This is a genomic window from Micromonospora sp. NPDC048842, assembly GCF_040649935.1.
In the GTDB taxonomy this organism is placed as follows: Bacteria; Actinomycetota; Actinomycetes; order Mycobacteriales; family Micromonosporaceae; genus Micromonospora; species Micromonospora hortensis.
Window position 1 is genome coordinate 220,219 of the sequence record NZ_JBEZGK010000004.1, and the last position, 26,266, is coordinate 246,484.

24 protein-coding genes, 1 tRNA gene and 1 pseudogene are annotated in these 26,266 nt (G+C 71.7%); 14 read left to right on the forward strand and 12 right to left on the reverse strand.

Annotation, left to right across the window (positions count from 1 at the left end):
* Nucleotides 1-191: 191 nt before the first annotated feature.
* The gene (locus AB0C19_RS08105; RefSeq protein ID WP_266304780.1) at nt 192-935 is read left to right on the forward strand and encodes an SDR family oxidoreductase; all 744 of its coding nucleotides are present in this window, start codon (nt 192-194) and stop codon (nt 933-935) included.
* A gap of 69 nt (nt 936-1,004) precedes the next feature.
* Here AB0C19_RS08105 and AB0C19_RS08110 read toward each other — a convergent pair.
* The 7 genes from AB0C19_RS08110 to AB0C19_RS08140 all read right to left on the reverse strand — a co-directional run bounded on the left by AB0C19_RS08110 (nt 1,005) and on the right by AB0C19_RS08140 (nt 6,394).
* A tRNA-Val gene (locus AB0C19_RS08110) sits at nt 1,005-1,076 on the reverse strand.
* 73 nt (nt 1,077-1,149) lie between these two features.
* Entirely contained in the window at nt 1,150-1,614 is a 465-nt protein-coding gene (locus AB0C19_RS08115; RefSeq protein WP_266304779.1) for a peroxiredoxin, read from the reverse strand.
* A gap of 87 nt (nt 1,615-1,701) precedes the next feature.
* Entirely contained in the window at nt 1,702-2,139 is a 438-nt protein-coding gene (locus AB0C19_RS08120) for a DUF3052 domain-containing protein (RefSeq protein WP_030330240.1), read from the reverse strand.
* 112 nt (nt 2,140-2,251) lie between these two features.
* A complete protein-coding gene (locus AB0C19_RS08125) occupies nt 2,252-4,783 on the reverse strand; it encodes a thiamine pyrophosphate-dependent enzyme (RefSeq protein WP_357181224.1) in 2,532 nt (843 codons plus the stop codon).
* 51 nt (nt 4,784-4,834) lie between these two features.
* A complete protein-coding gene (locus tag AB0C19_RS08130; RefSeq protein WP_330441281.1) occupies nt 4,835-5,239 on the reverse strand; it encodes a MarR family winged helix-turn-helix transcriptional regulator in 405 nt (134 codons plus the stop codon).
* A gap of 250 nt (nt 5,240-5,489) precedes the next feature.
* Entirely contained in the window at nt 5,490-5,894 is a 405-nt protein-coding gene (locus AB0C19_RS08135; RefSeq protein WP_167457620.1) for a YjbQ family protein, read from the reverse strand.
* A gap of 26 nt (nt 5,895-5,920) precedes the next feature.
* A complete protein-coding gene (locus tag AB0C19_RS08140) occupies nt 5,921-6,394 on the reverse strand; it encodes a hypothetical protein (protein WP_357181227.1) in 474 nt (157 codons plus the stop codon).
* Nucleotides 6,395-6,572: 178 nt separating this feature from the next.
* Here AB0C19_RS08140 and aceE point away from each other — a divergent pair, with 178 nt between their 5' ends.
* A complete protein-coding gene (gene aceE, locus AB0C19_RS08145; protein WP_357181230.1) occupies nt 6,573-9,311 on the forward strand; it encodes a pyruvate dehydrogenase (acetyl-transferring), homodimeric type in 2,739 nt (912 codons plus the stop codon).
* Between the two features lie 251 nt (nt 9,312-9,562).
* On the opposite strand, the gene AB0C19_RS08150 is transcribed toward aceE, so the two are convergent.
* Nucleotides 9,563-10,009 carry an SRPBCC domain-containing protein gene (locus AB0C19_RS08150; protein ID WP_210783445.1) on the reverse strand — a complete coding sequence of 149 codons (447 nt, stop codon included), beginning with the start codon at nt 10,007-10,009 and terminating at the stop codon, nt 9,563-9,565.
* Between the two features lie 188 nt (nt 10,010-10,197).
* On the opposite strand from AB0C19_RS08150, the gene AB0C19_RS08155 reads away from it, so the two are divergent.
* From AB0C19_RS08155 to gltX, 3 genes are read left to right on the forward strand one after another with little or no spacing between them, the layout of a single operon-like run.
* The gene (locus tag AB0C19_RS08155) at nt 10,198-11,547 is read left to right on the forward strand and encodes a GH1 family beta-glucosidase (RefSeq protein ID WP_357181233.1); all 1,350 of its coding nucleotides are present in this window, start codon (nt 10,198-10,200) and stop codon (nt 11,545-11,547) included.
* A complete protein-coding gene (locus tag AB0C19_RS08160) occupies nt 11,544-12,821 on the forward strand; it encodes an MFS transporter (protein ID WP_357181236.1) in 1,278 nt (425 codons plus the stop codon). Before AB0C19_RS08155 ends, AB0C19_RS08160 begins: the two co-directional genes overlap by 4 nt.
* Nucleotides 12,822-12,872: 51 nt before the next feature.
* Nucleotides 12,873-14,282, forward strand: coding sequence for a glutamate--tRNA ligase (gene gltX, locus AB0C19_RS08165; protein WP_357181239.1), 1,410 nt, complete (start codon nt 12,873-12,875; stop codon nt 14,280-14,282).
* A 107-nt stretch (nt 14,283-14,389) separates the two neighbouring features.
* On the opposite strand, the gene AB0C19_RS08170 is transcribed toward gltX, so the two are convergent.
* On the reverse strand, nt 14,390-15,007 hold the full coding sequence (locus AB0C19_RS08170; RefSeq protein ID WP_357181242.1) for a copper resistance CopC family protein: 618 nt from the start codon (nt 15,005-15,007) through the stop codon (nt 14,390-14,392).
* 252 nt (nt 15,008-15,259) lie between these two features.
* Here AB0C19_RS08170 and AB0C19_RS08175 point away from each other — a divergent pair, with 252 nt between their 5' ends.
* The gene (locus tag AB0C19_RS08175; RefSeq protein WP_357181246.1) at nt 15,260-15,910 is read left to right on the forward strand and encodes a hypothetical protein; all 651 of its coding nucleotides are present in this window, start codon (nt 15,260-15,262) and stop codon (nt 15,908-15,910) included.
* A 57-nt stretch (nt 15,911-15,967) separates the two neighbouring features.
* Here the strand turns inward: AB0C19_RS08175 and AB0C19_RS08180 are convergent, their stop codons facing one another.
* Nucleotides 15,968-16,297, reverse strand: a complete 330-nt coding sequence (locus AB0C19_RS08180; RefSeq protein ID WP_112582586.1) for a hypothetical protein — start codon at nt 16,295-16,297, stop codon at nt 15,968-15,970.
* A 313-nt stretch (nt 16,298-16,610) separates the two neighbouring features.
* Between AB0C19_RS08180 and AB0C19_RS08185 the strand changes: the two genes are divergently transcribed.
* From AB0C19_RS08185 to fabF, 7 genes and pseudogenes are all read left to right on the forward strand, one after another.
* Nucleotides 16,611-17,816, forward strand: a complete 1,206-nt coding sequence (locus AB0C19_RS08185; protein ID WP_357181250.1) for a histidine kinase — start codon at nt 16,611-16,613, stop codon at nt 17,814-17,816.
* Complete coding sequence (locus tag AB0C19_RS08190; RefSeq protein WP_357181253.1) at nt 17,813-18,514, forward strand: response regulator transcription factor; 702 nt, start codon at nt 17,813-17,815, stop codon at nt 18,512-18,514. Before AB0C19_RS08185 ends, AB0C19_RS08190 begins: the two co-directional genes overlap by 4 nt.
* A gap of 37 nt (nt 18,515-18,551) precedes the next feature.
* The gene (locus AB0C19_RS08195) at nt 18,552-19,853 is read left to right on the forward strand and encodes a helix-turn-helix domain-containing protein (protein WP_279616386.1); all 1,302 of its coding nucleotides are present in this window, start codon (nt 18,552-18,554) and stop codon (nt 19,851-19,853) included.
* A gap of 78 nt (nt 19,854-19,931) precedes the next feature.
* Nucleotides 19,932-20,840, forward strand: a pseudogene (locus tag AB0C19_RS08200) (ACP S-malonyltransferase); the annotation flags it as partial.
* Nucleotides 20,841-20,854: 14 nt separating this feature from the next.
* On the forward strand, nt 20,855-21,799 hold the full coding sequence (locus AB0C19_RS08205) for a beta-ketoacyl-ACP synthase III (protein WP_091409280.1): 945 nt from the start codon (nt 20,855-20,857) through the stop codon (nt 21,797-21,799).
* Between the two features lie 85 nt (nt 21,800-21,884).
* Entirely contained in the window at nt 21,885-22,124 is a 240-nt protein-coding gene (locus AB0C19_RS08210; RefSeq protein ID WP_030330276.1) for an acyl carrier protein, read from the forward strand.
* Between the two features lie 2 nt (nt 22,125-22,126).
* Nucleotides 22,127-23,353: a beta-ketoacyl-ACP synthase II gene (fabF, locus tag AB0C19_RS08215; RefSeq protein ID WP_091409277.1), complete on the forward strand. Its 1,227-nt coding sequence runs from the start codon at nt 22,127-22,129 to the stop codon at nt 23,351-23,353.
* Between the two features lie 51 nt (nt 23,354-23,404).
* Here the strand turns inward: fabF and AB0C19_RS08220 are convergent, their stop codons facing one another.
* Entirely contained in the window at nt 23,405-23,623 is a 219-nt protein-coding gene (locus tag AB0C19_RS08220; RefSeq protein ID WP_357181259.1) for a hypothetical protein, read from the reverse strand.
* A 134-nt stretch (nt 23,624-23,757) separates the two neighbouring features.
* On the opposite strand from AB0C19_RS08220, the gene AB0C19_RS08225 reads away from it, so the two are divergent.
* Nucleotides 23,758-24,429: a lipoprotein gene (locus AB0C19_RS08225; RefSeq protein WP_357181262.1), complete on the forward strand. Its 672-nt coding sequence runs from the start codon at nt 23,758-23,760 to the stop codon at nt 24,427-24,429.
* A 31-nt stretch (nt 24,430-24,460) separates the two neighbouring features.
* Here AB0C19_RS08225 and AB0C19_RS08230 read toward each other — a convergent pair whose 3' ends face one another.
* Nucleotides 24,461-26,194, reverse strand: coding sequence for a glycoside hydrolase family 3 N-terminal domain-containing protein (locus tag AB0C19_RS08230; protein WP_357181266.1), 1,734 nt, complete (start codon nt 26,192-26,194; stop codon nt 24,461-24,463).
* Between the last annotated feature and the right edge of the window lie 72 nt (nt 26,195-26,266).

The following is a 26,266-nucleotide window of genomic DNA, read 5'->3' on the forward strand; positions in this document are numbered from 1 at the left end:
GATCCGCGCAACTTCGGTGCTCATGCTGTCTCGTCGCCTCGGGAGGCAGCAGGAGCTGTGACGTTGCGCGGATCATGGCGGCCCGCCGGGTCGGCAGGCCGTCGAGGATCGCGGGAATCGGACCTTGAGGTCGGAGCGAGACGTCCGATGGCCGCCAGACGGGAGGGCGGCGCGGACAGATGATCGTTCGCATGACGACGACACTCAACGAGAAGGTCGCCCTGGTTACCGGGGGTTCCCGGGGCATCGGAGCCGGCATCGCGCTGCGCCTGGCACAGGACGGGGCCGACGTGGCGCTGACCTACCGGCAGGACGCCGCGCGGGCCGCGATAGTGGTGAAGCAGATCGAGGCGCTGGGCCGCAGAGCGCTGGCGATCCAGGCGGACGGCGCCGACCCGGCCGCCGTGCGGGATGCGGTCGACCGGGTGGCCGCCGAACTGGGCCGGTTGGACATCCTGGTGAACAACGCCGCGGTGTTCCTGGTCGGTGCCCTGGACGAGCTCGGCTCGGCAGAGGTGGAACAGACCATCGCGGTCAACATCCGGGCACCGTATGTCGCCGCGCGGGCGGCACTGCGGCACCTGGGCGACGGCGGACGGATCATCAGCATCGGCAGCAACGTCGGTGAACGGGCGGTCTTTCCCGGGCTGACGCTGTACGCGATGAGCAAGACCGCTCTGGTCGGGTTGACCCGGGGCCTGGCCCGTGAACTGGGCCCACGGGCCATCACCGTCAACCTGGTCAACCCCGGGCCGACGGACACCGACGCCAACCCGGCGGACGGACCGAACGCGGCGGCGATCACCGGATTCACCGCCGTCGGCCGGTACGCGCGCCCCGCGGATATCGCGGCCACCGTCGCGCACCTGGCCAGCCCCGAAGCCGGCTACGTGACCGGTGCGGTGGTAAACGTGGACGGCGGCTTCACCAGCTGACCCGTCGACCCTCGCCTGACTGCTCGTGCCGGGGCGGGTCCTCGTCGGCGGCGACGTCGTGCTGAAGGGTGGGCGCGGCAGGTTTCGAACCTGCGACCCCTCGCTTGTAAGGCGAGTGCTCTCCCACTGAGCTACGCGCCCGGATCGCCCGTGGCGGGCCGGTGGCTGGCAAGCTTACCTGCCCGCCACCGACCCGGGCGCACGGCGTACCCGGTCAGTTTGTCGCTTCGGCGATGGCCTTGCGCCAGCCCTGCTGGTCGCGGGCCTCGCCCGGGCCGTTCATCTCGGCGAAGCGGACCACGCCGGTCTTGTCGATGACGAAGGTGCCCCGGTTGGCGAAGCCGGCCACGTCGTTGAAGACCCCGTACGCCTGGGCGACGGCGCCGTGCGGCCAGAAGTCGGCGAGCATCGGGAACTGGTAGCCCTCACGGTCGGCCCAGATCTTGTGGCTGTAGGCCGAGTCGACGCTGACGGTCAGCACCTGGACGTCGTCGTTCACGTACTCGCCGAGGTTGTCGCGCACCTCGCCCAACTCGCCCTGGCAGGTGCCGGTGAAGGCGAGCGGGTAGAAGACCAGCAGCACGGCGCGCCTGCCCCGGAAGTCCGAGAGGCGGACCTCCTGGTTGTTCTGGTCCTTGAGCACGAAGTCGGGTGCTTCGGCACCAACCTCGATGGGCATGCGAACTCCCCTCGCGTCGAGTCGGGTGACGGCGTCAGCCTGCTACCCGGCGGTGGGCGGACCGTCGGGCGAGCGGAGCGGCGCTGGCTACTTCTTGGCCTTGGCCCCTCGACGCAGCACCAGACGGGCGCCGCTCCAGTCCCGGCCGGCGTTGACGGTCGAGGTCTGCTGAAGGCCGGCGGTGGGCGCGGACTCCGCGACCTCGCTCGGCTCGACGTGCCCCTCACGCCCCGCCTTCGGGGTGAGCAGCCACACGACGCCGTTGTCGGCCAGCGGGCCGAGGGCATCGACGAGCAGCTCGAAAAGGTCACCGTCGCCGTCCCGGTACCAGACCAGCACCGCGTCGACCACCTCGTCGGTGTCCTCGTCGACCAGATCTCCACAGCGGTCGGTCAGGGCGTCTCGGAGATCCTGGTCGACGTCGTCGTCGTACCCCATCTCCATGACGACCATCCCCGGTTCGATTCCGAACCGGTCCGCCAGGCTGCGTACCCCGTCGGCGGCCTGACCAGCGGTCGCGCTCACTGTCGCGTGCCTCCTCATCTCGTCCCTGCTCGCGGCGTCGGTGCGACGCCGTCAGGCAAAGTCCACACAGTTGTTGGGCTGCGCGCAAGTGGCGCACCGGGTGGAACGGAATTTACCGTGCCAGCAGCGTACGGGCACCGTCGGTAATGGCTTCAGCGGAGACCAGTACGTGGCGTGCTGCCGGACCTAATGGTACAAACGAGTCAACTCCCGCCACTCGACGTGCGGCGCCCACATATCCGGCGTCGACCAGCGCGGCGATCACGCCCTCGCCGACCCCGCCGGAGCGGCGCGTCTCGTCCACCACCAGCACCCGGCCGGTCGCCGAGGATTCCCTGATGATGTCGGCCACCGGCAGCGGAGCCAGCCAGCGCAGGTCCACCACGCGGGTGCCCACCCCCTCCTCGGCGAGGACGGCAGCGGCCCGCAGCGACATCCGTACCCCGTTACCGAAGGTGATGATGGTGAGGTCGTCCGCCGAGCCGACCCGGTAGACCCGGGCCCGCCCGATCGGCACGTGACCGGCCACCCACCCGCCCGGCTCGGGATAGCCGGCCAACCACTCCCCGTCACCCTCCGTGTACAGATCGCGGGTGTGGTAGAGCGCGATCGGTTCCAGGAACACGCAGACGCTGCCGTCCACCGCCGCGCTCGCCAGACAGGTCCGCAGCATGGGCGCGGCATCGTCCGGCCGCGCCGGCACCGCGACCACCAGACCGGGCACATCCCGGAGTACGGCCACCGAGTTGTCGTTGTGGAAGTGCCCGCCGAACCCCTCCTGGTACGCCAGGCCCGCCACCCGCACCACCATCGGGTTGCGGAACGCCCCCTGCGAGAAGAACCGCATGGTGGCCGCCTCACCACGCAGCTGGTCCTCGGCGTTGTGCAGGTACGCCAGGTACTGGATCTCCGGCACCGGCAGCATCCCGGCCAGCCCGGCGCCGAGGCCCAGCCCGAGCACCGACGTCTCGTCCAGCAGGGTGTCGAAGACCCGGGCCGCCCCGAACCGGTCGCGCAGCCCCTTCGTCACCCCGTACACGCCGCCCTTGGCGGCCACGTCCTCACCGAAGAGCGCCATCTGCGGATGGTCGAGCATCCCGTCGGCGAGCGCGGCGTTGATGCTCTGCGCCAGGGTCATCGGCCCGGCCAGCTCCGGCGGCTTGCCGCCGAACGCCTCCGCCCGGGCGCCCGCGCCCGGCCCGCTGGCCCGCGCCGCGGCGTCGGCCACCGCCCGCGCCACCCGCACCGGACGACGTGGGGCCAGCGCCGACACCACGTCGGCAGCGGAGGTCAGCTTCGGCTCGCCCAGCACCTCCTCGGCCAGTCGGCGCACCTGCCAGCCGGTCTCGTCGTACCGGGCCAGCAACTCCTCGCCGGTTGCCACGCCCGCGTCGACAAGCAGCCGCGCGGTGGCGGCGACCGGGTCCCGGTCCAGGTCCTCGGCCAGCTCGGCCGAACTCCGGTACGCCGACTCCGCGTCCGCCCCGGCGTGCCCCATCAGCCGTACGGTGCGCAGGTGCAGCACCGCCGGCCGCCGGTTGCGGCGTACCCAGGCCGCGGCCTCCGCCGCCACCTCGTACGTCCGCACCGGGTCGACTCCGTCAGCGCTGAAGTAGCGGATGCCCGGCTTGGCCCGCAGGGTCGCCTCGACCCAGCCCTCCGGCGAGCGGACGCTGATGCCCAGCCCGTTGTCCTCGCAGACGAAGAGCACCGGAATCCGCAGCCCCGCGTGGTCGTACCAGCCGGCGGTGTTGAAGGCGGCGGTGGCGCTGGCGTGGTTGACCGAGGCGTCGCCGAAGGAACAGACCACTATGGCGTCCGGTGGCCAGGGGGCGTGCGTGGCCCCCGCGCCGCTGCCGACCCGCACCCCGGCCCCGGTACGCCGTCCGGCGCTGTCCAGCCGACGCAGCCGCTCCACTGCCAGTCCCATTCCGACAGCGCGGGGCAGGTGCGAGGCGATGGTCGAGGTCGTCGGCACGATGGCCAGGTCGGCCCGGCCGAACACCTTGTGCCGGCCCCCGGCGATCGGTTCGAGGCTGGACGCGACCATCCCGCGCAGCACGTCCCGGGCCGCTTCGGCGTACGCCGCGAACCCGTTGGCGGCCCCGTTCGGTTCGGTCCCGTCCCGCTCCGACTCGGACACCTGCGGGTCGGCGGTCGGCTCGGGTGCGCGGGTCGATGCGCCGTCGACTGTCGACCCACTGTCAGCGGACCGCTCGGCGCCAACGGCCCGCACTCGGTCGTCGTCCTGGTTCGGGTCGGCGGACGGCTGGGAGTCGGTGACCAGCGTCGGGTCGGCGGCGACCTGGGCGGCGCGCAGACAGTAGAAGGCGCCCGAGCGGTAGTGCAGCAGAGCCGGATCGGTGGGACGCAGCGCGGCAGCGACAGCGGCGTTGCCCTCGTGCCCGGCCGAGCCGATGGTGTAGAAACCCTCCCCGAAGCTGCGCAACCAGCGGCCGGCCAGGTCGAGCTGCCGGCTGGTCACCTGGGCGTCGAACAGGTCGAGCACCTGCGCGCCGGTCAGCGGGGCGTCGTCGGTGACCGGGTCGGCGGGGTCACGCCGCCGCTCGGCGGCAGGCAGCGCCGCCAGCGTCTCCCGGAACCGGTCGTCGAGATCTTGCGGGGTGGTCACGTCGGACAGCATTACCGACGGAAGGCCTGCTCGCCCAGTGGGACACGGCCGGCAGGGGTGCGCTCACTCCGGCCCGAGGGACTCCGGACAGCCGCCGTCGGACACCTTCCAGACCAGGTCACGAAGGGTGCTCAGCTCCTGGTCGCTCAGCCCGGACAGGAGTCGGGAGTCGGACATCACCTCGATCACCCGGGCTCGCACGACGCGACCCTCCTCGGTCACCACCAGCGTCTTCTGCCGCCGGTCCGTCGGGTCGGTGCGGCGCTCGACCAGCCCGGCCTGCTCCAACTTGTCGACCAACACCGTCACGTTCGACCGGTCACAACCCAACTGACCGGCGAGATCCCGGGCCGGCAGCGGGTGGTCCGGGTCCAACTCCCGCAGCGCCCGGGCCGCCGCCGGGGTGAGCCCCACATCGGCGAACGCGGAATCCTGCCGGTGTCGCAACGCGGCGGTGACGTGCGCCATCCGCCGCACCACATCGACGGCGAGACCGGCCCGATCCACCGGACCGCCCACCGCTGAACCCACCTGCCGCGTCACGACCACATCGTACGCAACAGCCCGTCACAACCGGCTCACCGATCAGGCCCGGACGCTCCACCCGCGCACCCTCCGCGCCGATCTTGGAGTTTCGGTTGTCCATTTGCGTGGGATGCCCCTTGTGCCGGGACAGCAAGTGCAAGATCGCCGAGACGGGGGCGGGACCGGGGTCGGGTTAGGCGGGGAGGAAGGAGAAGCGGACCTGGCGGGTCGGGTTGTCGCCGTTGGTGTCGACGAGGCAGATCGACTGCCAGGTGCCGAGCGCCAGTCGACCGCCGAGCACCGGCAGCGTGGCGTACGGCGGGATGAACGCCGGCAGCACGTGGTCGCGGCCGTGGCCGGGCGAGCCGTGTCGGTGCCGCCAGCGGTCCTCGGTGGGGAGCAGGTCGTCAACGGCGCTGAGCAGGTCGTCGTCGGAACCCGAGCCGGTCTCGATGATCGCCAGGCCGGCGGTGGCGTGCGGCACGAAGACGTGCAGCAGGCCGTCGCCCTCGCCCGAGACGAACTGCTGGGCCTCCGCGGTGATGTCCCGGACCGTCGGCCGGGAGCCGGTCTGGACGGTGATCACGTCGCTGCGCATACGTCGCATTCTGCCGCAGTGCGCGGTCAGGAACTGCCGCCACCGCCACCCGAGTCGCCGCCACCGGACCAGCCGCCACCGGAGTCGCCGCCGGACCAGCCGCCACCGGAGTCGCCGCTGGACCAGCCCCAGCCGGACCAGCCTCCCCCGGAGTCGCCGCTGCCGCCGGCCGGCTCCGTACCGTCGGAGCTGTCGTGGTCACCGTCGCGCTGACGGCCGACGTGCCCGCTCCCGGCGTCCCCGGCGGGCATCGGGTAGAAGCCGTACCCGGCGCCGTCCGGGTCCGGACGGCGGCGGCGGCGGCCATCCTGGCCGCCCAGACGGGCCGCGCGGATCGCGTCGCGCAGCAGGCCCGCGCCGAGCACTGCCACCAGGGCGCCGAGGGCCACCAGTCCGACCATCGGCAGGTTGCCGGAGGCGAGGGCGACAGCGCCGATGACCAGGCCAACCACCCCGACAACGATCATGCTCGCGGCGACCGCGACACGGCGTCCGTTCATGGCGGTAACGGTAGGACCGGCGGTCAAACCGCTCAGGTTTCCCACGGTCGTCGCGTTAAGTTACCGGCGAGTACCTGTGTTCAGCATCGCGTCGGGGGGACCTAGACGTGACGACGGGTGCCACCAGGGGGCAGGATGGCGCTAGAGACCTATCCCACACACAACCGAGGGAACGCCTGTGGCTACGGAACGCAAGCGCCCGGTGATCAGCGACGGCCTACCGAGCCAGCTTCCGGACATCGACCCTGAAGAGACAAGCGAATGGGTCGAGTCGCTTGACGGTGTCATCGACGAACGCGGGGCCAAACGCGCCCGCTACGTCATGCTGCGCCTGCTGGAGCGGGCCCGTGAGCGCCAGGTCGGGGTTCCGCCCCTGACCACCACCGATTACATCAACACCATCCCGTCGGAGCGCGAGCCCTGGTTCCCGGGTGACGAGCACGTCGAGCGGAGGATCCGGGCATACGTCCGGTGGAACGCCGCCATGCTGGTGCACCGGGCGCAGCGCCCGGAGATCGGCGTCGGCGGGCACATCTCCACCTTCGCCAGCTCGGCCTCGCTCTACGAGGTGGGCTTCAACCACTTCTTCCGGGGCAAGAACCACCCGGGCGGTGGCGACCAGATCTTCTACCAGGGCCACGCCTCCCCCGGCATGTACGCGCGGGCGTTCCTGGAGGGGCGGCTCAGCGAGCACCAGCTCGACGGGTTCCGCCAGGAGCTGTCGCACCCCGGTGGTGGGCTGCCCTCGTACCCGCACCCTCGGCTGATGCCGGACTTCTGGGAGTTCCCCACCGTCTCGATGGGTCTCGGCGGTCTGAACGCGATCTACCAGGCCCGGTTCAACAGGTACCTGCAGCACCGCGGCATCAAGGACACCTCCCAGCAGCACGTCTGGGCGTTCCTCGGCGACGGCGAGATGGACGAGCCGGAGACGCTCGGCGCCATCGGCGTCGCTGCCCGCGAGGAGCTGGACAACCTCACCTTCGTGATCAACTGCAACCTGCAGCGGCTGGACGGCCCGGTCCGGGGCAACGGCAAGGTCATGCAGGAGCTCGAGGCGTTCTTCCGGGGTGCCGGCTGGAACGTGATCAAGGTCGTCTGGGGTCGTGAGTGGGACCCGCTGCTCGCCGCGGACACCGACGGCGCGTTGGTCAACCTGATGAACACGACGACCGACGGCGACTACCAGACCTACAAGGCGGAGTCCGGCGCGTACGTGCGAGAGCACTTCTTCGGCCGTGACGCACGGACCCGCAAGATGGTCGAGCCGCTCAGCGACGACGAGATCTGGAACCTCAAGCGGGGTGGGCACGACTACCGCAAGCTCTACGCGGCCTACAAGGCGGCCACCGAGCACACCGGTCAGCCCACTGTCATCCTGGCGAAGACGATCAAGGGCTGGACCCTCGGCTCGCACTTCGAGGGCCGCAACGCGACCCACCAGATGAAGAAGCTGACGCTGGAGGACCTGAAGACCTTCCGTGACCGGCTCTACCTGGACATCCCGGACTCGGCGCTGGAGGACAACCCCTACCTGCCGCCGTACTACCACCCGGGCGAGAAGTCCGAGGAGCTGGCGTACCTCAAGGAGCGGCGCGAGCAGCTCGGCGGGTACCTGCCGTCCCGGCGGACCAGCACGAAGCGGCTGGCCATCCCCGGGCCGGAGCGGTTCGCCGACATCAAGCGCGGCTCTGGCAAGCAGAAGGTGGCCACCACGCAGGCCTTCGTCCGTCTGCTCAAGGACGTGATGAAGGACAAGGAGTTCGGCAAGCGTTGGGTGCCGATCATCCCGGACGAGGCCCGCACCTTCGGTCTGGACTCGATCTTCCCGACCGCGAAGATCTACTCGCCGCACGGCCAGCGTTACACCTCGGTCGACCGCGAGCTGTTCCTGTCGTACAAGGAGTCGACCTCCGGGCAGATCCTGCACGAGGGGATCAACGAGGCCGGTTCGGTGGCCTCGTTCACCGCTGCCGGTTCGGCGTACGCCACGCACGACGAGCCGATGATCCCGATGTACATCTTCTACTCGATGTTCGGGTTCCAGCGGACCGCCGACGGGTTGTGGGCAGCGGCCGACCAGATGGCCCGGGGCTTCCTGCTCGGCGCCACGGCGGGTCGGACCACGCTCAACGGTGAGGGCCTTCAGCACGAGGACGGGCACTCGCTGCTGATCGCCGCGACCAACCCGGCAGTGGTGGCGTACGACCCGGCGTTCGCGTACGAGATCGCGCACATCCTGGAGCAGGGTCTGCACCGGATGTACGGGGACGCGCAGGAGAACGTCTTCTACTACCTGACTGTCTACAACGAGCCGACCCTCCAGCCGGCCGAGCCGGCCGACGTGGACGTGGAGGGCCTGCTCAAGGGCATCTACCGCTACTCGCCGGCACCGCAGGTCGACGGTCCGAAGGCCAACTTGCTCGCCTCGGGCACCGGGATGCAGTGGGCGCTCAAGGCCCAGCAGCTCCTCGCCCAGGACTGGGGGGTGGGCGCCGACGTCTGGTCGGTGACCTCCTGGACCGAGCTGCGCCGCGACGCGGTGGAGACCGAGGAGTACAACCTCCTCAACCCGGGCGCCGAGGCGAAGGTTCCGTACATCCAGCAGAAGCTGGCCGAGGCGGACGGGCCGAAGATCGCGGTCAGCGACTTCATGCGCGCGGTACCGGATCTGATCGCCCGGTGGGTACCCGGCGACTACACGTCGCTCGGCACCGACGGTTTCGGCATGTCGGACACCCGGCACGCGCTGCGCCGGCACTTCCACGTCGACGCGGAGTCGATCGTGGTGGCCACGCTGCGGCAGCTCGCCCGCAGCGGCGCGGTGGCGACCACGGTGCCGGCCGAGGCCGCCAAGAAGTACGCGATCGACGACGTCAACGCCGCCCCGGTCGGCGAGACCGGCGGCGACAGCTGATCCAGCACCACTGGGGAGGGCCCGGCGCATCCGCGCCGGGCCCTCCCGCATGCCTGCCCCCAACTGCACCCGTCGATCATGCAGTTGTGGTGGTGGACGAAGCACGTGAACCGCACTTTTCCCGGCACCACAAGTCCATGATCGACGCCAAGCGGCGGGCGGGGCGGGGTACGGAGCGGCGGTGGTCCGGGAGCCCTGGCGGGGATCCGGACCACCGCCGTCGCGGGTGACGCCGGGAGGATGGGCGCTCGTCAGCCGACGGCGGCCAGGTCGGTGAGCCGGGCCAGCGAGTCCTCCAGGTCGGCGCCGACCCGACGCAGTCCGAGGCGCAGCATGGCCGCCTTGACCGGGCCGGCCGGCCAGCGGACCACGATGAGGCGCACTATGGTCCCGCCCTCCTCCTCGTCCCCGGTGAGCTGGACGTAGATCTCGGTACGCGCCTCCGCCCGAGATCCAGCACCCTTGGCCCGTTCCCGCCAGCCGATCAGCGTCGGCTCCTGGTAGGCGATCACCTCGGCCTCATGCGCCGAGCCGCGCCCGGCCTGGACGAGTTGTCGCCGCCCGAAGCCCTCTCCCGAGAGCACTTCGGCCGCTCGGACCCCGGCCAGCCAGGCCGGCAACTGCTCGGCCCGCTGCACGACATCCCAGACCACTTCAATTGGCGCCGCCACGTGCGCACTGCGTTCCACGAGGATCATTTCCGTCTTTCCTCCGGTGAGGACATCCCACGATATCGGCACTCTATGCGCTAAATCGGACTTACCTGGACGGGTTCGGAAAAAGACACGCCGATCAACCATTGCGGAATGCGCCAGGCCGGCCTATGGCGCATTCATCGAGAGCGCTCTAAAGTCCCGAACACGTTTCACGTTGACCGGGAGGGCGCATGTCGACCGCACCGATGCCCCAGTTCCCCACCGGCTTCCGCTGGGGCGTCTCCACATCGGCCCACCAGATCGAGGGCGCCACCACCGCCGACGGGCGCGGTCCGTCCATCTGGGACACGTTCGCGCACTCCCCCGGGCGGATCAGCGACGGCAGCAGCGGCGAGGTGGCCTGCGACCACTACCACCGGCACACCGAGGACGTCACGCTGCTGGCCGGCCTGGGCGTCTCCGCGTACCGGTTCTCCATCGCCTGGCCCCGGGTCCAGCCCACCGGATGCGGTCCGGCCAACCCGGCCGGCCTGGACTTCTACGACCGCCTGGTGGACGAGTTGCTGGCCGCCGGCGTCGACCCGGTGGCCACCCTCTACCACTGGGACCTGCCGCAACCCCTCGAAGACGGCGGCGGCTGGCTGCACCGCGACACCGCCGCCCGCTTCGCCGAGTACGCCGAGAAGACCGCCGCCCGGCTCGGCGACCGGGTCCGACTCTGGATCACCCTCAACGAGCCGTTCATCCACATGAGCCTCGGCTACGGCATGGGCGAACACGCCCCCGGCCGGACGCTGCTGTTCGACGCCTTCCCGGTCGCCCACCACCAACTGCTCGGGCACGGGCTCGCGGTCGCCGCGCTGCGGGCCCACAGCGCCAGCCCGGTGGCGATCGCCAACAACTACTCGCCGGTGCGGGTGCTCGGCGACCGCGACGCCGACCGGGCCGCCGGGGCGACGTACGAGGCGCTGCACAACCGGCTCTTCACCGACCCGCTGCTCGGACGCGGCTACCCGGAGCTGCCCGGCTTCGACCCGAGCGTCATCCACCCCGGCGACCTCGACATCATCGCCGCGCCGATCGACGTGCTCGGAGTCAACTACTACAACCCCACCGGCGTACGGGCCGCCGAGGAGGGTTCACCCCTGCCGTTCGACCTCGTGCCGCTGGACGGCTACCCACGCACCGCCTTCGACTGGCCGGTGGCCCCCGACGGGCTGCGCGAGTTGCTCGGCTGGCTGCGCGACACGTACGGCGACGCGCTGCCGCCCATCGAGATCACCGAGAGCGGCTGCGCGTACGACGACGCACCCGACGCCGACGGGCAGGTGGCCGACCCGGAGCGGATCGCGTACCTCGACGGGCACCTGCGGGCGGTGCGGTCCGCCATCGACGACGGGGTGGACGTCCACGGCTACTTCGTCTGGTCGCTGCTGGACAACTGGGAGTGGGCCGAGGGGTTCACCAAGCGCTTCGGTCTGGTGCACGTCGACTACGCCACCCAGACCCGTACGCCGAAGTCGTCGTACACCTGGTTGCGCGACGTCATCGCGGCCAGCCGGCCGGGGTCGGCGCGGTGACCACCCTCGACCCGACGCCGGCGTCGCTGCCGGCGGCGCTCGCCGAGCCGACGGTGCCGGTACGGCGCGGCTGGATCGGTTTGATCTTCGCGGCCAACCTCGGCGTGTGGATGGCGTTCTTCACGCCCATCCAGGTGCTGCTGCCGCAGCAGATCGAGCAGATCGCGCCCGGCGACAAGGAGAACATGCTGGCAGTGGTCACCGGCCTCGGTGCGCTGGCCGCGGTGCTGGCCAACCCCCTGGCCGGCGCGTTCTCCGACCGGACCTGCCTGCGGATCGCCGGACGCGAGTTCGGCCGTCGGCACGTCTGGACGGCGGGCGGGGCAGTGCTCGGCGCGGCGGCCCTGGTGCTGCTGGCCCAGCAACGGACCATCCTCGGGGTCGCCCTCGGCTGGGTCGCCGCGCAGGTCTGCTTCAACGCGATGCTGGCCAGCCTCAGTGCCGCCATCCCGGACCGGGTTCCGGTGACGCAGCGCGGCGGGGTCTCGGGGTGGGTGGGCATCCCGCAGGCGCTCGGGTTGGTGCTCGGCGCGGTGCTGGTCACCGCCGTGGTCACCGGCAATGCCGCCGGCTACCTGGCCATCGCCGTGACCATCCTGCTGCTGTCACTGCCGTTCGCGCTGCTCACGCCCGACGAACCGCTGCCGCGTACGCATCGGCCGGCGATCCGCACGCGGGCGCTACTCGCCTCGATGTGGATCAGCCCCCGCCGGCACCCGGATTTCGCCTGGGCCTGGATCACCCGGTTCCTGGTCCAGTTGGGCAACGCCCTGGGCACCCTCTACCTGCTGTACTTCCTCAGCGACGGGGTGCGCCACCCCGACCCCGAGGGCGGCCTGCTGATCCTGATCCTGCTCTACACGCTCGGGATGATGCTGACCGCTGTGGTCGCCGGCCGGATGTCCGACCGTTCCGGCCGCCGCAAGATCTACGTGATCGTCTCCGGGCTGATCATGGCGGTGGCCGCGCTGCTGCTCGCTGTCGCGCCGGTCTGGCCGATGGCGGTCGTCGCCGCGCTGCTGCTCGGCGCCGGCTACGGCGTCTACCTCTCGGTGGACGCCGCGTTGATCACCCAGGTGCTGCCCCGGGCCACCGACCGGGCCAAGGACCTGGGCGTCATCAACATCGCCAACTCGGCGCCGCAGGTGCTCGGTCCGGCGCTCTCCGCCCCGCTCGTGGTGTACCTGGGCGGCTATCCCACGCTCTACGCGGTCACCGCGGTGGTCACCCTGCTCGGCAGCGCACTGGTCGTCAAGATCCGCTCCGTCCCCTGAGCAAGGGGGCGGTGGCGGAAAGCAGTCGCGTACCGCCGTAGGCTGGGGGACGTGACAGTACGTGTGCGCTTCGCCCCTTCCCCGACCGGTATGTTCCACGTCGGCGGCGCCCGCTCGGCGCTGCAGAACTGGATCTACGCCAAGCAGCAGGGCGGCGTGTTCGTGCTGCGCATCGAGGACACCGACGCGGCGCGTAACAAGCCCGAGTGGACCGAGGGCATCCTCTCCGCGCTGGACTGGATCGGGATCTCCCGGGGCAGCTACGAGGGCCCGTACTTCCAGTCCGCGAACGCCGGCGAGCACCGGGCCGCCGCCGCGCGCCTGTTCGACTCGGGCCGCGCCTACTACTGCGACTGCACCCGCGAGGACGTGCAGGCCCGCACCGGCTCGCAGTACCAGGGCTACGACGGCTACCACCGCGACCGTGGCCTCGGCCCCGGCCCCGGGCACGCCCTGCGCTTCCGTACGCCCGACGAGGGCGCGACAGTTGTGGTCGACCTGATCCGTGGTGAGCCCACCTTCGAGAACAAGCTCATCGAGGACTTCGTCATCGCCCGGGGCGACGGCTCGCCGGTCTTCCTGCTGGCCAACGTCGTCGACGACATGACCATGGGGATCACCCACGTGATCCGGGCCGAAGAACACCTGCCCAACACCCCCAAGCAGCAGCTGCTCTGGGAAGCCCTCGGGGTCAAGCCGCCGATCTGGGCGCACGTGCCGGTGGTGGTCAACGAGAAGCGGCAGAAGCTCTCCAAGCGCCGGGACAAGGTCGCCCTGGAGGCGTACCGCGACGAGGGTTACCTGTCCGGCTCGATGCGCAACTACCTCATGCTGCTCGGCTGGGCCCCCTCCGGGGACCGGGAGATCGTTCCCTGGTCGGTCATCGAGGACGAGTTCCGGCTGGACGAGGTCAACCTCTCCTCGGCGTTCTTCGACGAGAAGAAGCTGCGCGCGTTCAACGGCGAGTACATTCGCGCGCTGCCGGTGGCCGAGTTCATCGACGCCTGCCAGCCGTGGTTGACCGGCACCGGGACCATCGCGCCGCCGCCGTGGCAGCCGGAGGAGTTCGACGCCGACGCGTTCGCCGCCGTGGCGCCGCTGGCCCAGACGCGGATCGCGGTGCTCAGCGAGATCGTTCCGAACGTCGACTTCCTCTTCCTGGCGTCGCCCCTGATCGACGAGGCCGCCTGGACCAAGACGATGAAGGACGGTTCCGCCGAGCTGCTGGACGACGCCGTCGCGGCGTTCGAGGCGCTGGAGTCCTGGGACGCCGAGTCGTTGAAGTCGACGCTGGAGGCGGTCGGCGCCGAGCGGGGCCTCAAGCTCGGCAAGACGCAGGCGCCGGTGCGGGTCGCGGTCACTGGCCGCACAGTGGGTCTGCCGCTGTTCGAGTCGCTGGAGGTGCTCGGTCGCGAGCGCACCCTGACCCGGATGCGCGCCGCCCGCCTGCGTCTGGTCTGACCCACCACCACCGCGCCGATCTTGCACTTTCGGTTGTCGACATGAGTGGGATGCCCCTTGTGTCGGGACAGTAAGTGCAAGATCGCGGAGCAGGGTCAGCCCAGTGGTCACTGGGCTCCGCGTCGGCGGCGGAACACCAGGCCGGCCCCGAGTGCGGCGAGCAGCGACAGGCCGCCGAGCGCCCAGATCCACCAGCGACCGCCGGAGTCGGACCGCTCCGACGCCGCTGGCACAGTGGAGGCCGTCGCGCTGCCGGGGGTCGCCGACGCGGGCCCGCTGGAGGGTACGCCGGCGGCCGACGCGGCAGCCGAGGGCGAGCCGGCCGGGTTGGTGCTGACGACGGCCGACGGCGAGGCGGACGGGTCGGCGGCGGTGCCGGTGGTGAGGGTGAACCGCACCTCGCCCTTCACCGGGTGCCCGTCGGCCGACGCGAGCTGGTAGCCGACGATGTAGAGCCCGGCGGCGGCCGGCTTGAACGGCACCCGCACCCGACTGCCATCGAAGGCGGGAGTCCCGCCAGCGACCACATTGTCCGGTCCGGTTATTGTGATCTTCGTCGTAGTCGGTGACGGCTTGGCGAGGAACCGCAGCTCGACCCGGGCGGGTGCCGATGCCACGCGGGCACCGTCCCGCGGGTTGCTGCCGGTCAGCTGGTTGTGGGCGGCGGCCGGAGTCGCCGGCACCAGAAACGACACACCGAACGCCACGCCGAGCACCACTGGCATGACCCGCACCGTACGTGTAACCCTGCCCCCCATGAACCCCTCCGTAAGGGTACGATCCGCCCGCTGATCAAACGGCTCCTCATTAGTCGAGCAGAGATCGCAGATAGTTCCAATTACTGTTCCGAAAGCTGCAACTCATCGACGTTCTGCGGAGTCTGTAGGAGTGGACGCGACCATCCGGTCGATGCCGCACCGGCAGATCGGTCCAGACGTCACGACGAAGCCATCCATCGAACGGGGCGAGGAGGCGGGATGGTCCGACACATGAGGCGGTTGGCCGCCGTGTTGGCGGGCACGCTGGCGGTGGCACTGCTGTCGCTTGGCACCGCCAACTCGGCCTCGGCGGCGCCGAAGCCGGCACCCGCCGGAGTGGACATCAGCGGCACGGGGCTGTCCGCGCCGCTGCGGTTGCACGCGGACAAGGAGCCCGCCCTCGTGGGCGCGGTCATCGACCAGGTCAACTTCCTCGCTCGCACCGGCATGCCAACCGGTCCGAAGGCAGCAAACCTCGGTCCGAAATACACTGTCGTGGTGCTCGCCGGCGAGACGCCGAAGCAGACCTACGACCTCTATCCCAAGGCGATCGGCGGCCCTCGCGTCTTCCGGCCGGCGAAGCAGCCGGATGGCCGCAAGACCAGCGCGGGCTGGTTCCTGGGTCGGCTCAGCATGTCCGAGACCCTGCGCACCGCCGGTGTGCCGCTGGAGCGGCAGTTCGACACTGTCAGTGGCGGCGCGGGCGGCGGCGAGCGAGTTCTCCCGGAGGACACGCTGGACCCGGCGAAGGACCTCGACGAGGCGCTCGGCGACCTGCAACACCTGCTGCTGCTCAACGTCGGCGTGATGCTGACCATCACTGTCGGCCTCGCCGGGATCGCCCTACTGATCCGACGCCGCACGCGCTGAGCTGGCGCACGCGCTGACCCGGCGCACTCGCTGATCAGCGGGTGCGTCGGCGGTGTTTCAGCACCAGCGGCGCGGTGGGCGCTCCCGGCGGGTGGCACGCGGCCGCGGTCGGACCGCGCCGTGCCGATGTGCCCCGGCCCAGCCGGGAAGTTCGCTGAGGCAACCAGCGGGAACGTCCGAGTCGGGCTCGGCGAGACCGGCGGGCTCGGCGGAGCGCTGACGCGGCAGCACTGGTTCGTCATCGACGCGCCCGTGCAGTGGCTCCACCGGGTGCGATGGTGCGCCGCCGACCGGCCGGCGGTGCTTGCCAGCCGCCTGCGGGTCGTGGTGCCCCGGCCGGCAGGGCTCGCCCTGGGCGCAGCCGTGCTCGGCCTCCCCGTGCGCCATCCCCGGTCTCCTCACGCTCGCCTCGCCCCCGGGTGCTCTCCCCGAGGTGCCCTGTCACCGTACTGGCCGGGACCGACGGGCCGCGCGCAGCGTACCCGGGGTCCGGACCGGTCGGTCCTCGAAGAGGCCGCTGAGCGCGGGGGCCGGTTATGCAGTTCACACCTTCTTTTCGCGCAGTTCACCCGGGTCGCCACTACCGAGGGCCCACCGGCGGTCGGTACGGGTCCGCGTACCCCTTTCGGCGCATGGCGATGCGGTCGAGGTCCTCCCCCGGTGGGAGTTCGGCGGGCGGCGGCTGTGGTGGGATCGGGGCATGCGTGCGCCACCGTGGCTCGACTCCGGCACTCTCGGCCGCGACCTCGTGCTGGCCGGAGCGTCACTGGCCGGTGGCCTGGTGCTGCACGCCCTGGGTTGGCAACCGCAGGTCCGTCCGGACGGGAACGTGCCGTCGGCGCTGTTCCTGCCGCCGCTGGTGGCGGTCTGCGTCGCCGTCGGCCTACGGCGGGTCGCACCACGCGCCAGCCTGGCCGTGGGGACCGGCGCGCTGGTGGTCGACACGGCGCTGGGCAGTTCGCTCGGCACGGTCCTGGTCTACACGCAGGTGCTCTACGACGCCTGCGTGTACGGCCCGCCCCGGCTGTGGCGGTGGTTGCTGCGGATCACCGTGGCGCTGAGCCTGGTCGGGGTGGTCGTCGGCGTGCTCGGGTACGGCCAGTGGCGCGGAGCGGCGCTCGGGGTGCTGGTGGTGCTCGCCGGGGTGCTGCCGGTCCTGACCGGCATCAGTGTGCGGCAGTACCGCGACCAGGCCGCCGCCGAACGGGCGCGGGCCGAGCAGACCGCCCGGCTGGTCGAGTTGGATCGTCGGCAGGCGGTCAGCGCCGAACGGGCCAGGATGGCCCGGGAGCTGCACGACGTTGTCGCGAACCACCTCAGCGCGGTGGCCATCCACGCCACCGCCGTGCTCTCCGTGCCCGGGTTGGATCGCGGCCAGGTCGAGTCGGCGTTGCGGGTGATCCGGGAGAGCAGCGTGCAGGGGCTGGCGGAGATGCGTCAGATGATCGAGGTACTGCGCGAGCCGGGGGCCACCGGTGGTTCGGCGCCATCGGGTGACGACCCGGCCGCGCCGGAGGTGGTCACCGCGCGGTTGGCCGAGGCGGACGGACTGGTCGAGCGGGTCCGGGCGGCCGGCCTCGCGGTGCGGGTCCGCACCGACGGCACACCGGGGCCGCTGCCGGTGGCGGTGGACCTGGCCGCGTACCGGATCGTGCAGGAGTCGTTGACCAACGCGCTCAAGCACGGCACGGGTGAGGCCGACCTGACGATCGCGTACGGGTCGGCGGAGGTGGTGCTGACTGTGGAGAACCCGGTGCGTCGGCACTGGGTCGGTCTGCCGGGCGCCGGGGCCGGGCTGATCGGCATGCGGGAGCGGACCACGCTGCTGGCCGGTCGGATCACCGCGGGGCCGCAGGATGGTCGGTGGCTGGTCCGGGCCGCCCTGCCCACCGGGGAGGTCGGGTGACCGGGCCGGTTCGGCCGCCGGACGACGCGGGTCCGGCGACGGTACGAGTGGTGCTCGCCGACGACCAGCCGGCGGTACGGGCCGGACTTGCCCTGATCCTGAACGGCTCACCGGGCATCGAGGTGGTCGGCGAGGCAGCCGACGGCGACGAGGCGGTGCGGTTGTGTCGGGAGTCGCGCCCGGACGTGGCGGTCCTGGACGTCCGGATGCCCCGCCGGGACGGGATCTCCGCGACCCGGGCCATCGTCGCCGACGGGCTCGCCGACGTGCTGGTGCTCACCACCTTCGACCTCGACGAGTACGTCTTCGGCGCGTTGCGTGCCGGTGCGGCCGGTTTCCTGCTGAAGGACACCGACGCCGACGGTCTGGTGGCGGCGGTGCGGACGGTGGCGCGTGGCGACGGCTTCATCGCCCCCGCGGTGACCCGCCGGTTGATCACCGCCTTCGCGGCCACCACGCCGGGCGCGTCCGCGGCCACCCGGGCCGCGCTGGACACCCTCACCCCACGCGAGCGCGACGTGCTGGCCTGCCTCGGCCTGGGCCTGTCCAACCAGCAGATCGCCGGTCGGCTGGTGCTGGCGGAGAGCACCACCAAGACACATGTGAGCCGGATCCTGGCGAAGCTGAGCCTGCGTAGCCGGGTGCAGGCTGCGATCCTGGCCCAGGAGCTGGGGCTGCCCGCTCCCCCACAGCCGTGAGACGGGCCCCGGCGGCGGCCCGCTGACCGGTGCCGGCGTGGTTGGCCTGCTCACGACGTGTCAGGCTAGGGCGGTGAGCACGCCGGGCGGTGGGGAGCTGTCGGCCACGCTGCGTCGGATCGAACGATCGGCGGGGGCGTTGGCCACCTCCAGCGTGGCCCGGATGGACGAGACGCTGCCCTGGTTCCGGGCGTTGCCGGCCGACCAGCGTTCCTGGGTGATGCTGGTGGCCCAGGCGGGCGCGAGGTCGCTGGTGCAGTGGCTGCGCGAGGGCGGCGGCACTGCGGACAGCACCCAGGAGGTCTCGGACGAGGTCTTCGCCGCCGCACCGCAGGCGCTGGCCCGGTCGATCACCCTCCAGCAGACCGTGGCGTTGATCAAGGTGACGATCGACGTGGTCGAGGAGCAGGTGTCGCACCTGGCCGCCGAGGGCGAGGAGCAGCAGCTACGCGAGGCGGTGCTGCGCTTCTCCCGGGAGATCGCGTTCTCCGCCGCCCGGGTGTACGCGCGGGCCGCCGAGTCGCGCGGCGCCTGGGACGCCCGGTTGCAGGCGCTGCTGGTCGACGCGCTGTTGCGCGGTGACTCGCCTGACGTCCTGGCCAGTCGGGCCGCCGCGCTCGGCTGGGCGGACGCGCCGCCGGTGGCGGTGGCTGTCGGTCGGTCGCCCGGCGGCGAGGTCTCCGCGGTGCTGCACGTGGTCTACCGGCAGGCCCGCCGGATCGGCGTGGAGGTGATCGGCGGCGTCCACGGCGACCGGCTGGTGATCGTGCTGGGTGGCGCACCTGACCCGCTGACCGCCACAGCGAAGCTGCTGAGCGCTTTCGGGGACGGCCCGGTGGTGGTCGGTCCCGCCGTACCGAGCCTCGACGAGGCGACCGAGTCGGCGCGGGCCGCGCTGTCCGGCTTTCGGGCCGCACCGGCCTGGCCGAGCGCGCCCCGACCGGTGCCGGCCGCGGACCTGCTGCCGGAGCGGGCCCTCGCCGGCGACGCGGAGGCCCGTCGGCGGCTGCGTCACGATGTGTACGCGACGCTGGTGCGCGCCGGAGGGGAACTGCTGGCGACCCTGGACGCCTTCCTGGCCGCAGGTGGCACGCTGGAGAGCGCGGCCCGGGCACTGTTCGTGCACCCGAACACGGTGCGCTACCGGTTGCGCCGGATCGCCGAGGTGACGGGGTTCTCGCCACTGTCGCCGCGCGACGCGTTCGCCCTTCAGGTCGCGCTGACCGTGGGTCGGTTGGATCCGGTCGCCCCGCTGGCCTCGCCGGTCCCGACTCAGACAATGACCCCGGCTACCCGGAAATCCGCCCAAACCGAGGATGATCCCCGCCGATCTTTGTAGGAAACCTCTAAAGGTCCTAGTGTGGTTTGGTCGAAGGCGGCACCGCGTTACCCGCCTTTATCCGGGAGAGTCATAGACGTGCTCGCCGTACTTAGTCCCGGCCAGGGTTCTCAGAAACCCGGCTTCCTGACCCCCTGGCTCGACCTGACCGGCACCGAGGCGCGACTGCGCGACTGGTCGGCGTTGGCCGGGGTCGACCTGCTGCACCTGGGCACCGACGCCGACGCCGACGAGATCAAGGACACCGCCCGCACCCAGCCGTTGCTGGTCGCAGCGGCGTTGCTCGCGGCCGAGCACCTGCCGCTGGACGGCGTCGCGCTCACCGCCGGCCACAGCGTCGGCGAGTTGGGTGCCGCCGCCCTGGCCGGTGTGCTGACGGCCGACGCCGCTATCACCCTGGCCGGCGTCCGCGGCCGGGAGATGGCCGCCGCGTGCGCGCTGGAGCCGACCGGAATGGCCGCGGTTCTCGGTGGTGACCCCGACGAGGTGATCGCCGCGATCGAGGCGAACGGGCTCTACCCGGCCAACCGCAACGGCGCCGGGCAGATCGTCGCCGCGGGCGCCCTGGACGGGCTCGACAAGCTCGCCGCCGCGCCGCCCGCACGGACCCGGATCATCCGGCTCCAGGTGGCCGGCGCGTTCCACACCCCGTACATGGCTCCGGCCGAGACCGCGCTCGCCGCGGAGGCCGCCGGGATCACCCCCGCCGACCCGGCCCGGACCCTGCTGTCGAACCTCGACGGCACCGCCGTCGACAACGGCGCGGCCATGGTGCAGCGCCTCGTTCGGCAGGTCACCGCACCGGTGCGCTGGGACCTGTGCATGCGTACGCTGGCCGACCTCGGGGTCACCGGCGTGATCGAACTGCCCCCGGCCGGCACCCTCGCCGGCCTGGTCAAGCGGGAACTCAAGGGCGACGGCGCCCCGGAGATCGTCACCCTCAACACCCCGGACGACCTGCCGGCCGCACGGGACCTGATCGCCCGTATCGGAGGTCGTTCATGACTGGCAGTCGCATCGTCTCGATGGGGCACTACCAGCCCTCCCGGGTGGTGACAAACGACGACATCGCCCAGCTCGTCGACACCAACGACGAGTGGATTCGCGACCGGGTCGGCATCGTCAGCCGGCGGATCGCCGACAGTGAGACTGTCGCCGACATGGCCGCCGCGGCTGCCGGCAAGGCGCTGGCCAATTCGGGCCTGACCGCCGCCGACATCGACCTGGTAGTGGTCGCCACCTGCTCCTCCATCGACCGCAGCCCCAACGTGGCCTGCCGGGTCGCCGCCAAGCTGGGCATCACCGCCCCTGGCGCGTTCGACCTCAACACCGCCTGCTCGGGCTTCGCGTACGCGCTGGGCACCGTCGACCACGCCATCCGGGCCGGGGCGTCGCGCAACGCGATCGTCATCGGCGCGGAGAAGCTGTCCGACTTCACCGACTGGACCGACCGCTCCACCTGCATCATCTTCGCGGACGGGGCCGGTGCCGCAGTGGTCTCCGCCACCGCCGACGACGAGCCGACCGGGATCGGCCCGGTCGTCTGGGGTTCGGTGCCGGACAAGAGCGACGCGGTCCGCATCGAGGGTTGGCGCCCGTACATCCAGCAGGAGGGGCAGGCGGTGTTCCGCTGGGCCACCACCGCTATCGCGCCGCTCGCGCTGCAGGCCTGCGAGCGGGCCGGGGTCGACCCGTCGGAGCTGGCCGCGTTCGTGCCGCACCAGGCCAACGCCCGGATCATCGACGGCATCGCCAAGCGGCTCAACATCCCCGACGCGATCATCGCGAAGGACATCGTCGAGTCCGGCAACACCTCCGCGGCGAGCGTGCCGCTGGCCCTGTCCAAGCTGGTCGAGCGCCGGGAGGTGCCCTCGGGCGCACCGGTGCTGCTGTTCGGCTTCGGCGGTGGCCTGACCTACGCCGGTCAGGTCGTCCGCTGCCCCTGATGACCCCCTCGGACGCGTACGCGTCCAGGAGTGGCGGTCGGCGACGCCGACCGCCGGAGAACCCCGATGAAAGGAACCAACCGCAATGACCCGTGACGAGATCACCACCGGCCTCGCCGAGATCCTCGAAGAGGTTGCCGGGGTGAACCCGGACGACGTGGCCGAGGGGAAGTCCTTCACCGACGACCTCGACGTCGACTCGCTCTCCATGGTTGAGGTAGTGGTCGCGGCCGAGGAGAAGTTCGGCGTCAAGATCCCGGACAACGAGGTGCAGAACCTCAAGACCGTCGGCGACGCTGTCAGCTACATCGCGGCGCAGTCCTGATCATGAGTCGTCCAGACGTCGTCGTCACCGGGCTCGGCGCGACGACCCCGCTTGGCGGGGACGTCGCGTCGACCTGGGACGCAATGCTCGCCGGCCGCTCCGGGGTGAGTGCCCTCACCCAGGAGTGGGCCGAGCAACTGCCGGTCCGAATCGCCGCCCAACTGGCCGTGGAGCCGTCCGAGGTGCTGGACCGGGTCCGCCTGCGCCGCCTGGACCGTTCCGAGGCGATCGCGATCATCGCGGCGCAGCAGGCCTGGGCGGACGCCGGCCTCGCCGGCTCCGACCTCGACGGGGAGCGGTTGGCCGTCAGCGTCGGCTCCGGCATCGGCGGTGCCACCACCCTGCTCGCCCAGGACGACATCCTGGAGGCGTCCGGGCCACGGCGGGTCTCCCCGCACACCATCCCGATGCTGATGCCGAACGGTCCGGCCGCCTGGGTCGGGCTGGAGCTGGGCGCCAAGGCCGGTGTGCACTCGGTGGCCAGCGCCTGCGCCACCGGCGCCGAGGCGATCGCCCTCGGCCTGGACATCATCCGCTCCGGCCGGGCCGACGTGGTGGTGGCCGGCGGCACCGAGGCGGTCATCCACCCCCTGCCGATCGCCGGCTTCAGCTCGATGCGGGCCATGTCGACCCGCAACGACGATCCGGAGCGGGCCTCCCGCCCGTGGGACCGGGGCCGGGACGGCTTCGTCCTCGGCGAGGGCGCCGGCATCGTGGTGCTGGAGCGGGCCGAGCACGCAGCGGCCCGGGGCGCCCGGGTGTACGCGCGCCTCGCCGGCGCCGGCATCACCTCCGACGCGTACGACATCGTGCAGCCGCACGCCGAGGGCGAGGGCGCCATCCGGGCCATCGCCAAGGCGATCGCCGACGCGGACGTGGCGAAGCGGGACATCGTGCACGTCAACGCGCACGCCACCTCGACCCCGATCGGGGACATGCTGGAAATCGGCGGGCTGCACAAGGCGCTCGGCGACCACCCGGTGCTGTCCGCGACGAAGTCGATGACCGGTCACCTGCTCGGTGCGGCCGGTGCGCTGGAGTCGATCGCCACCATCCTGGCGATCCGCGACAGTGTCGTCCCTCCGACGATCAACCTCGACGACCCAGACCCAGGCCTCACCCTGGATGTCGCCGCGCACAAGGCCCGCCACATGGAGATCCCGGCCGCGTTGAACAACGCGTTCGGCTTCGGCGGCCACAACGTGGCTCTCGTCTTCGCCCGACCCTGAGATCCCGCGAAAAGGGCCCCTCCTCGTCGAGAGGAGGGGCCCTTTCGTCGTTCAGCCTCGGTTGCGGGGGTGCTGTTTGGCGGTGCGCTCGTTGCCGTGGCGGTAGTTGCCGGTCCAGCGGGCCATCACCAACTGCGGGTCGTCGTCGACCTCGGCCAGGAACTCGGCGGCCCGAGCGCCGCGCAGCGTGCCTGCGACCCGGCCGTGGTGGGTGATCACCACAGTGCCGTCCGCCTGTTGCACGTGCCGGAATCCTGCTGCCGCTCCCATGGGGTGAGGCTGTCAGACTGACCGGTGCGGGGGCGACCCGATTTCCGTCGCACGGGAACACGATCCCGATTGACGTCGAGAGACCGCACGGCTTAGATGGGCCGACTGAAGATCGACTGACGGGGATCACCACGATGGACACTCGTACCCGCGTCGCCGTGTCGGCGGCGCTCACCCTCGGCCTGCTGACCGGCTGCGGCGACGACGGCGGCGCTCCCGCCGGGCCCGCGGCCGGCAGCCCGGCCCCACAGGCCACTGGCGAGCCCTGGTACGACGAGGTGGCTGCGGCGTCGCCCGGCGGCACCACCGGCGGCACCGGCTCCCCCTGCCCGGTACCGGTGACGTTTCCGCTGGCCGACGGGTGGACGGCGAAGGCGATCGAGCCTCCCAAGGGCGAGCTGGCCGAGCTGGTCGGCGAGGCGCTCACCAAGCGCGGCGGCAGCACCGTGCGTTGCGAGGTGGACGGCCGCTCGGCCGGCGGCGGATTCGTGCGGATCTGGGCGGCGGACTCGCCGACTGTCACGCCGCGCGCCGCGCTGGAGAGTTTCGCAGCCGGGGCCGGCGAGACGGTCGCCGGGCAACAGTTCCGCGACCTGCGCGCCGGCGGCTTCGACGCCACCGAGATGACCTGGCTCGCCACCAACCCGCTGGTCGAGGAGGAGGATGAGTCGCGGAACTGGGCGCTGGCCGTCCAGTCGGCGGGGCAGACGCTGGTCTTCGCTGTCAACGAGGGGCTGATCACCGAACGGACCGACGTGCTGCCGGCGTACCGGCTCGCGGTGCGCGGGCTCGCGAAGGGCGAGTGAGGTGGGCGCTGAGCCGTCCGCTTCCGGTCGGTCAGGTGCCACAGGTCGTCGCGGGCAGACCGGGAACGGCCACCGGGGACCGGCCACCGGGCCGGGCCTTGCCGGCGAGCACGGCGGCGAGGGCGGTCATCGAGGCCCGGCTGGAGGAGTACGTCGCCAGCAGCGTCGGTGACTTCGCGTCGGCCAGCACGTACGGGGTGTCCATGGCGACCGTGACCGCCGCGTCGGGGCTCAGGTCCTTGGCGCCGTCGCCGTAGCCCACCAGGTGCACGATCGTGCCGCCGCTGGGCTTGACCTGCATCCCGGCGGCGGTCAACGCTGCGGTGAGCGTGGCCCGGGTGCCGTCCCGACCGCCGGACGAGGTGACGGTGACCGGCCCGCGTACCGCCTTGCCGCAGGCGCCGCGCAGCACTGTGACGGCGGCGGCGGCCAGCGCGTCGGCCGCCGCCCGGTGCGCCGGGGTGTTGAGCGTTGACATCTGCGCCGCCGGCAGCTCAGCGAGCTGGAACTTCATGGTCAGCACCCGGGTGACCGCCTCGACCAGCCGGGTCCGGGGCAGCGATCCGCCGCGCAGCGCGGCGAGCAGCCCGTCGTACGCCTGACCGACGTTCGGGGTCATCAGGATGAGGTCGTTACCGGCGTTGAGCGCCCGGACCGCCGCCTCGCCGGGAGCCCAGCGCATCGCGGGCGGCATGTTCATCCCGTCGGTGATCACCACGCCCTTGAAGCCGAGTTGGCCGCGCAGGACGTCGGTGAGCAGCTTGTGCGAGAACGTCGCCGGGGTCCCCGGGTCGATCGCTCGCGCGTCCAGGTGACCGGACATCACTGCCATCGCGCCCGCGTCCATCCCGGCGGTGAACGGCGGCCATGCGCCGCTCTGCAACGCCGCGGCGGACTGGGTCAGCACCGGAAGGTCCTGGTGCGAGTCGTCGGCGCTGTGACCATGCCCGGGGAAGTGCTTCAGGGTGGCCGCGACCCCGACCGCCTGGAGGCCACGGACCGCGCCGCCCACCTGCGCCGCGGCCTGCTTCGGGTCGGCGCCGTACGACCGGGAGCCGATCACGGTGCTGCGGGTGGCCAGCACGTCGGCCACCGGGGCGAAGTCGATGTTGATGCCCATCGCGGCCAACTCGGCGCCGGCGGCCCGCCAGGCGGCCTCGGTGAGCTTCGGGTCACCGGCCGCGCCGGCCGCGAGGGCGCTGGGCAGCACTGTGACCCCGTCGGTCACGCGGGTGACGACGCCGTACTCCTGGTCGGTGCCGATGAGCAGCGGCGCCGAGCCGGCGGCGAGCCGACCGGCGGCGGTACGCAGCCCGGCGGTGAGCTCGTGCACCTGCTTGGGGTTGTCGACGTTGGTGGTCTCCTGGTTGCCCTTTGTCGGGTCGTCGGCGCTGAAGCCGACCAGGATCAGGCCACCCAGCCGGTACTTGGCGATCATGTCGGCGGGGGTGTCCACCCCGGCGAGGGCCTGATTACCGGCCGCCGAGCCGGCGGAGACCTTCGTCGCCGAGTCGCCGTAGGCGTACGGCATCAGCACCTGACCGACCAGGTCTTCGTCGGACAGCGTCGCGACCAGCGCGGCGGCGCGGCCGGCGGGGTCGCTGGCCGGCGGCGCGGCCGGGACGCTCGGGCCCGCGGACGTGGCGACCGGGCTGGGCGTCGGCGTGGGGCGCTCCGGGTCACCTGAGCAGCCGGAGACGAGCAGGGCGGTCAGGGCGGCGACAGCGACACTGGCGCGCCACGGGCGATTCGACACGCCGCCCATCCCACCAGCTTCTCCCTTATCGGGGCAACTTGACCTTACCGGTCGTCACCGGTGCGACGGCCCACGGCCAGC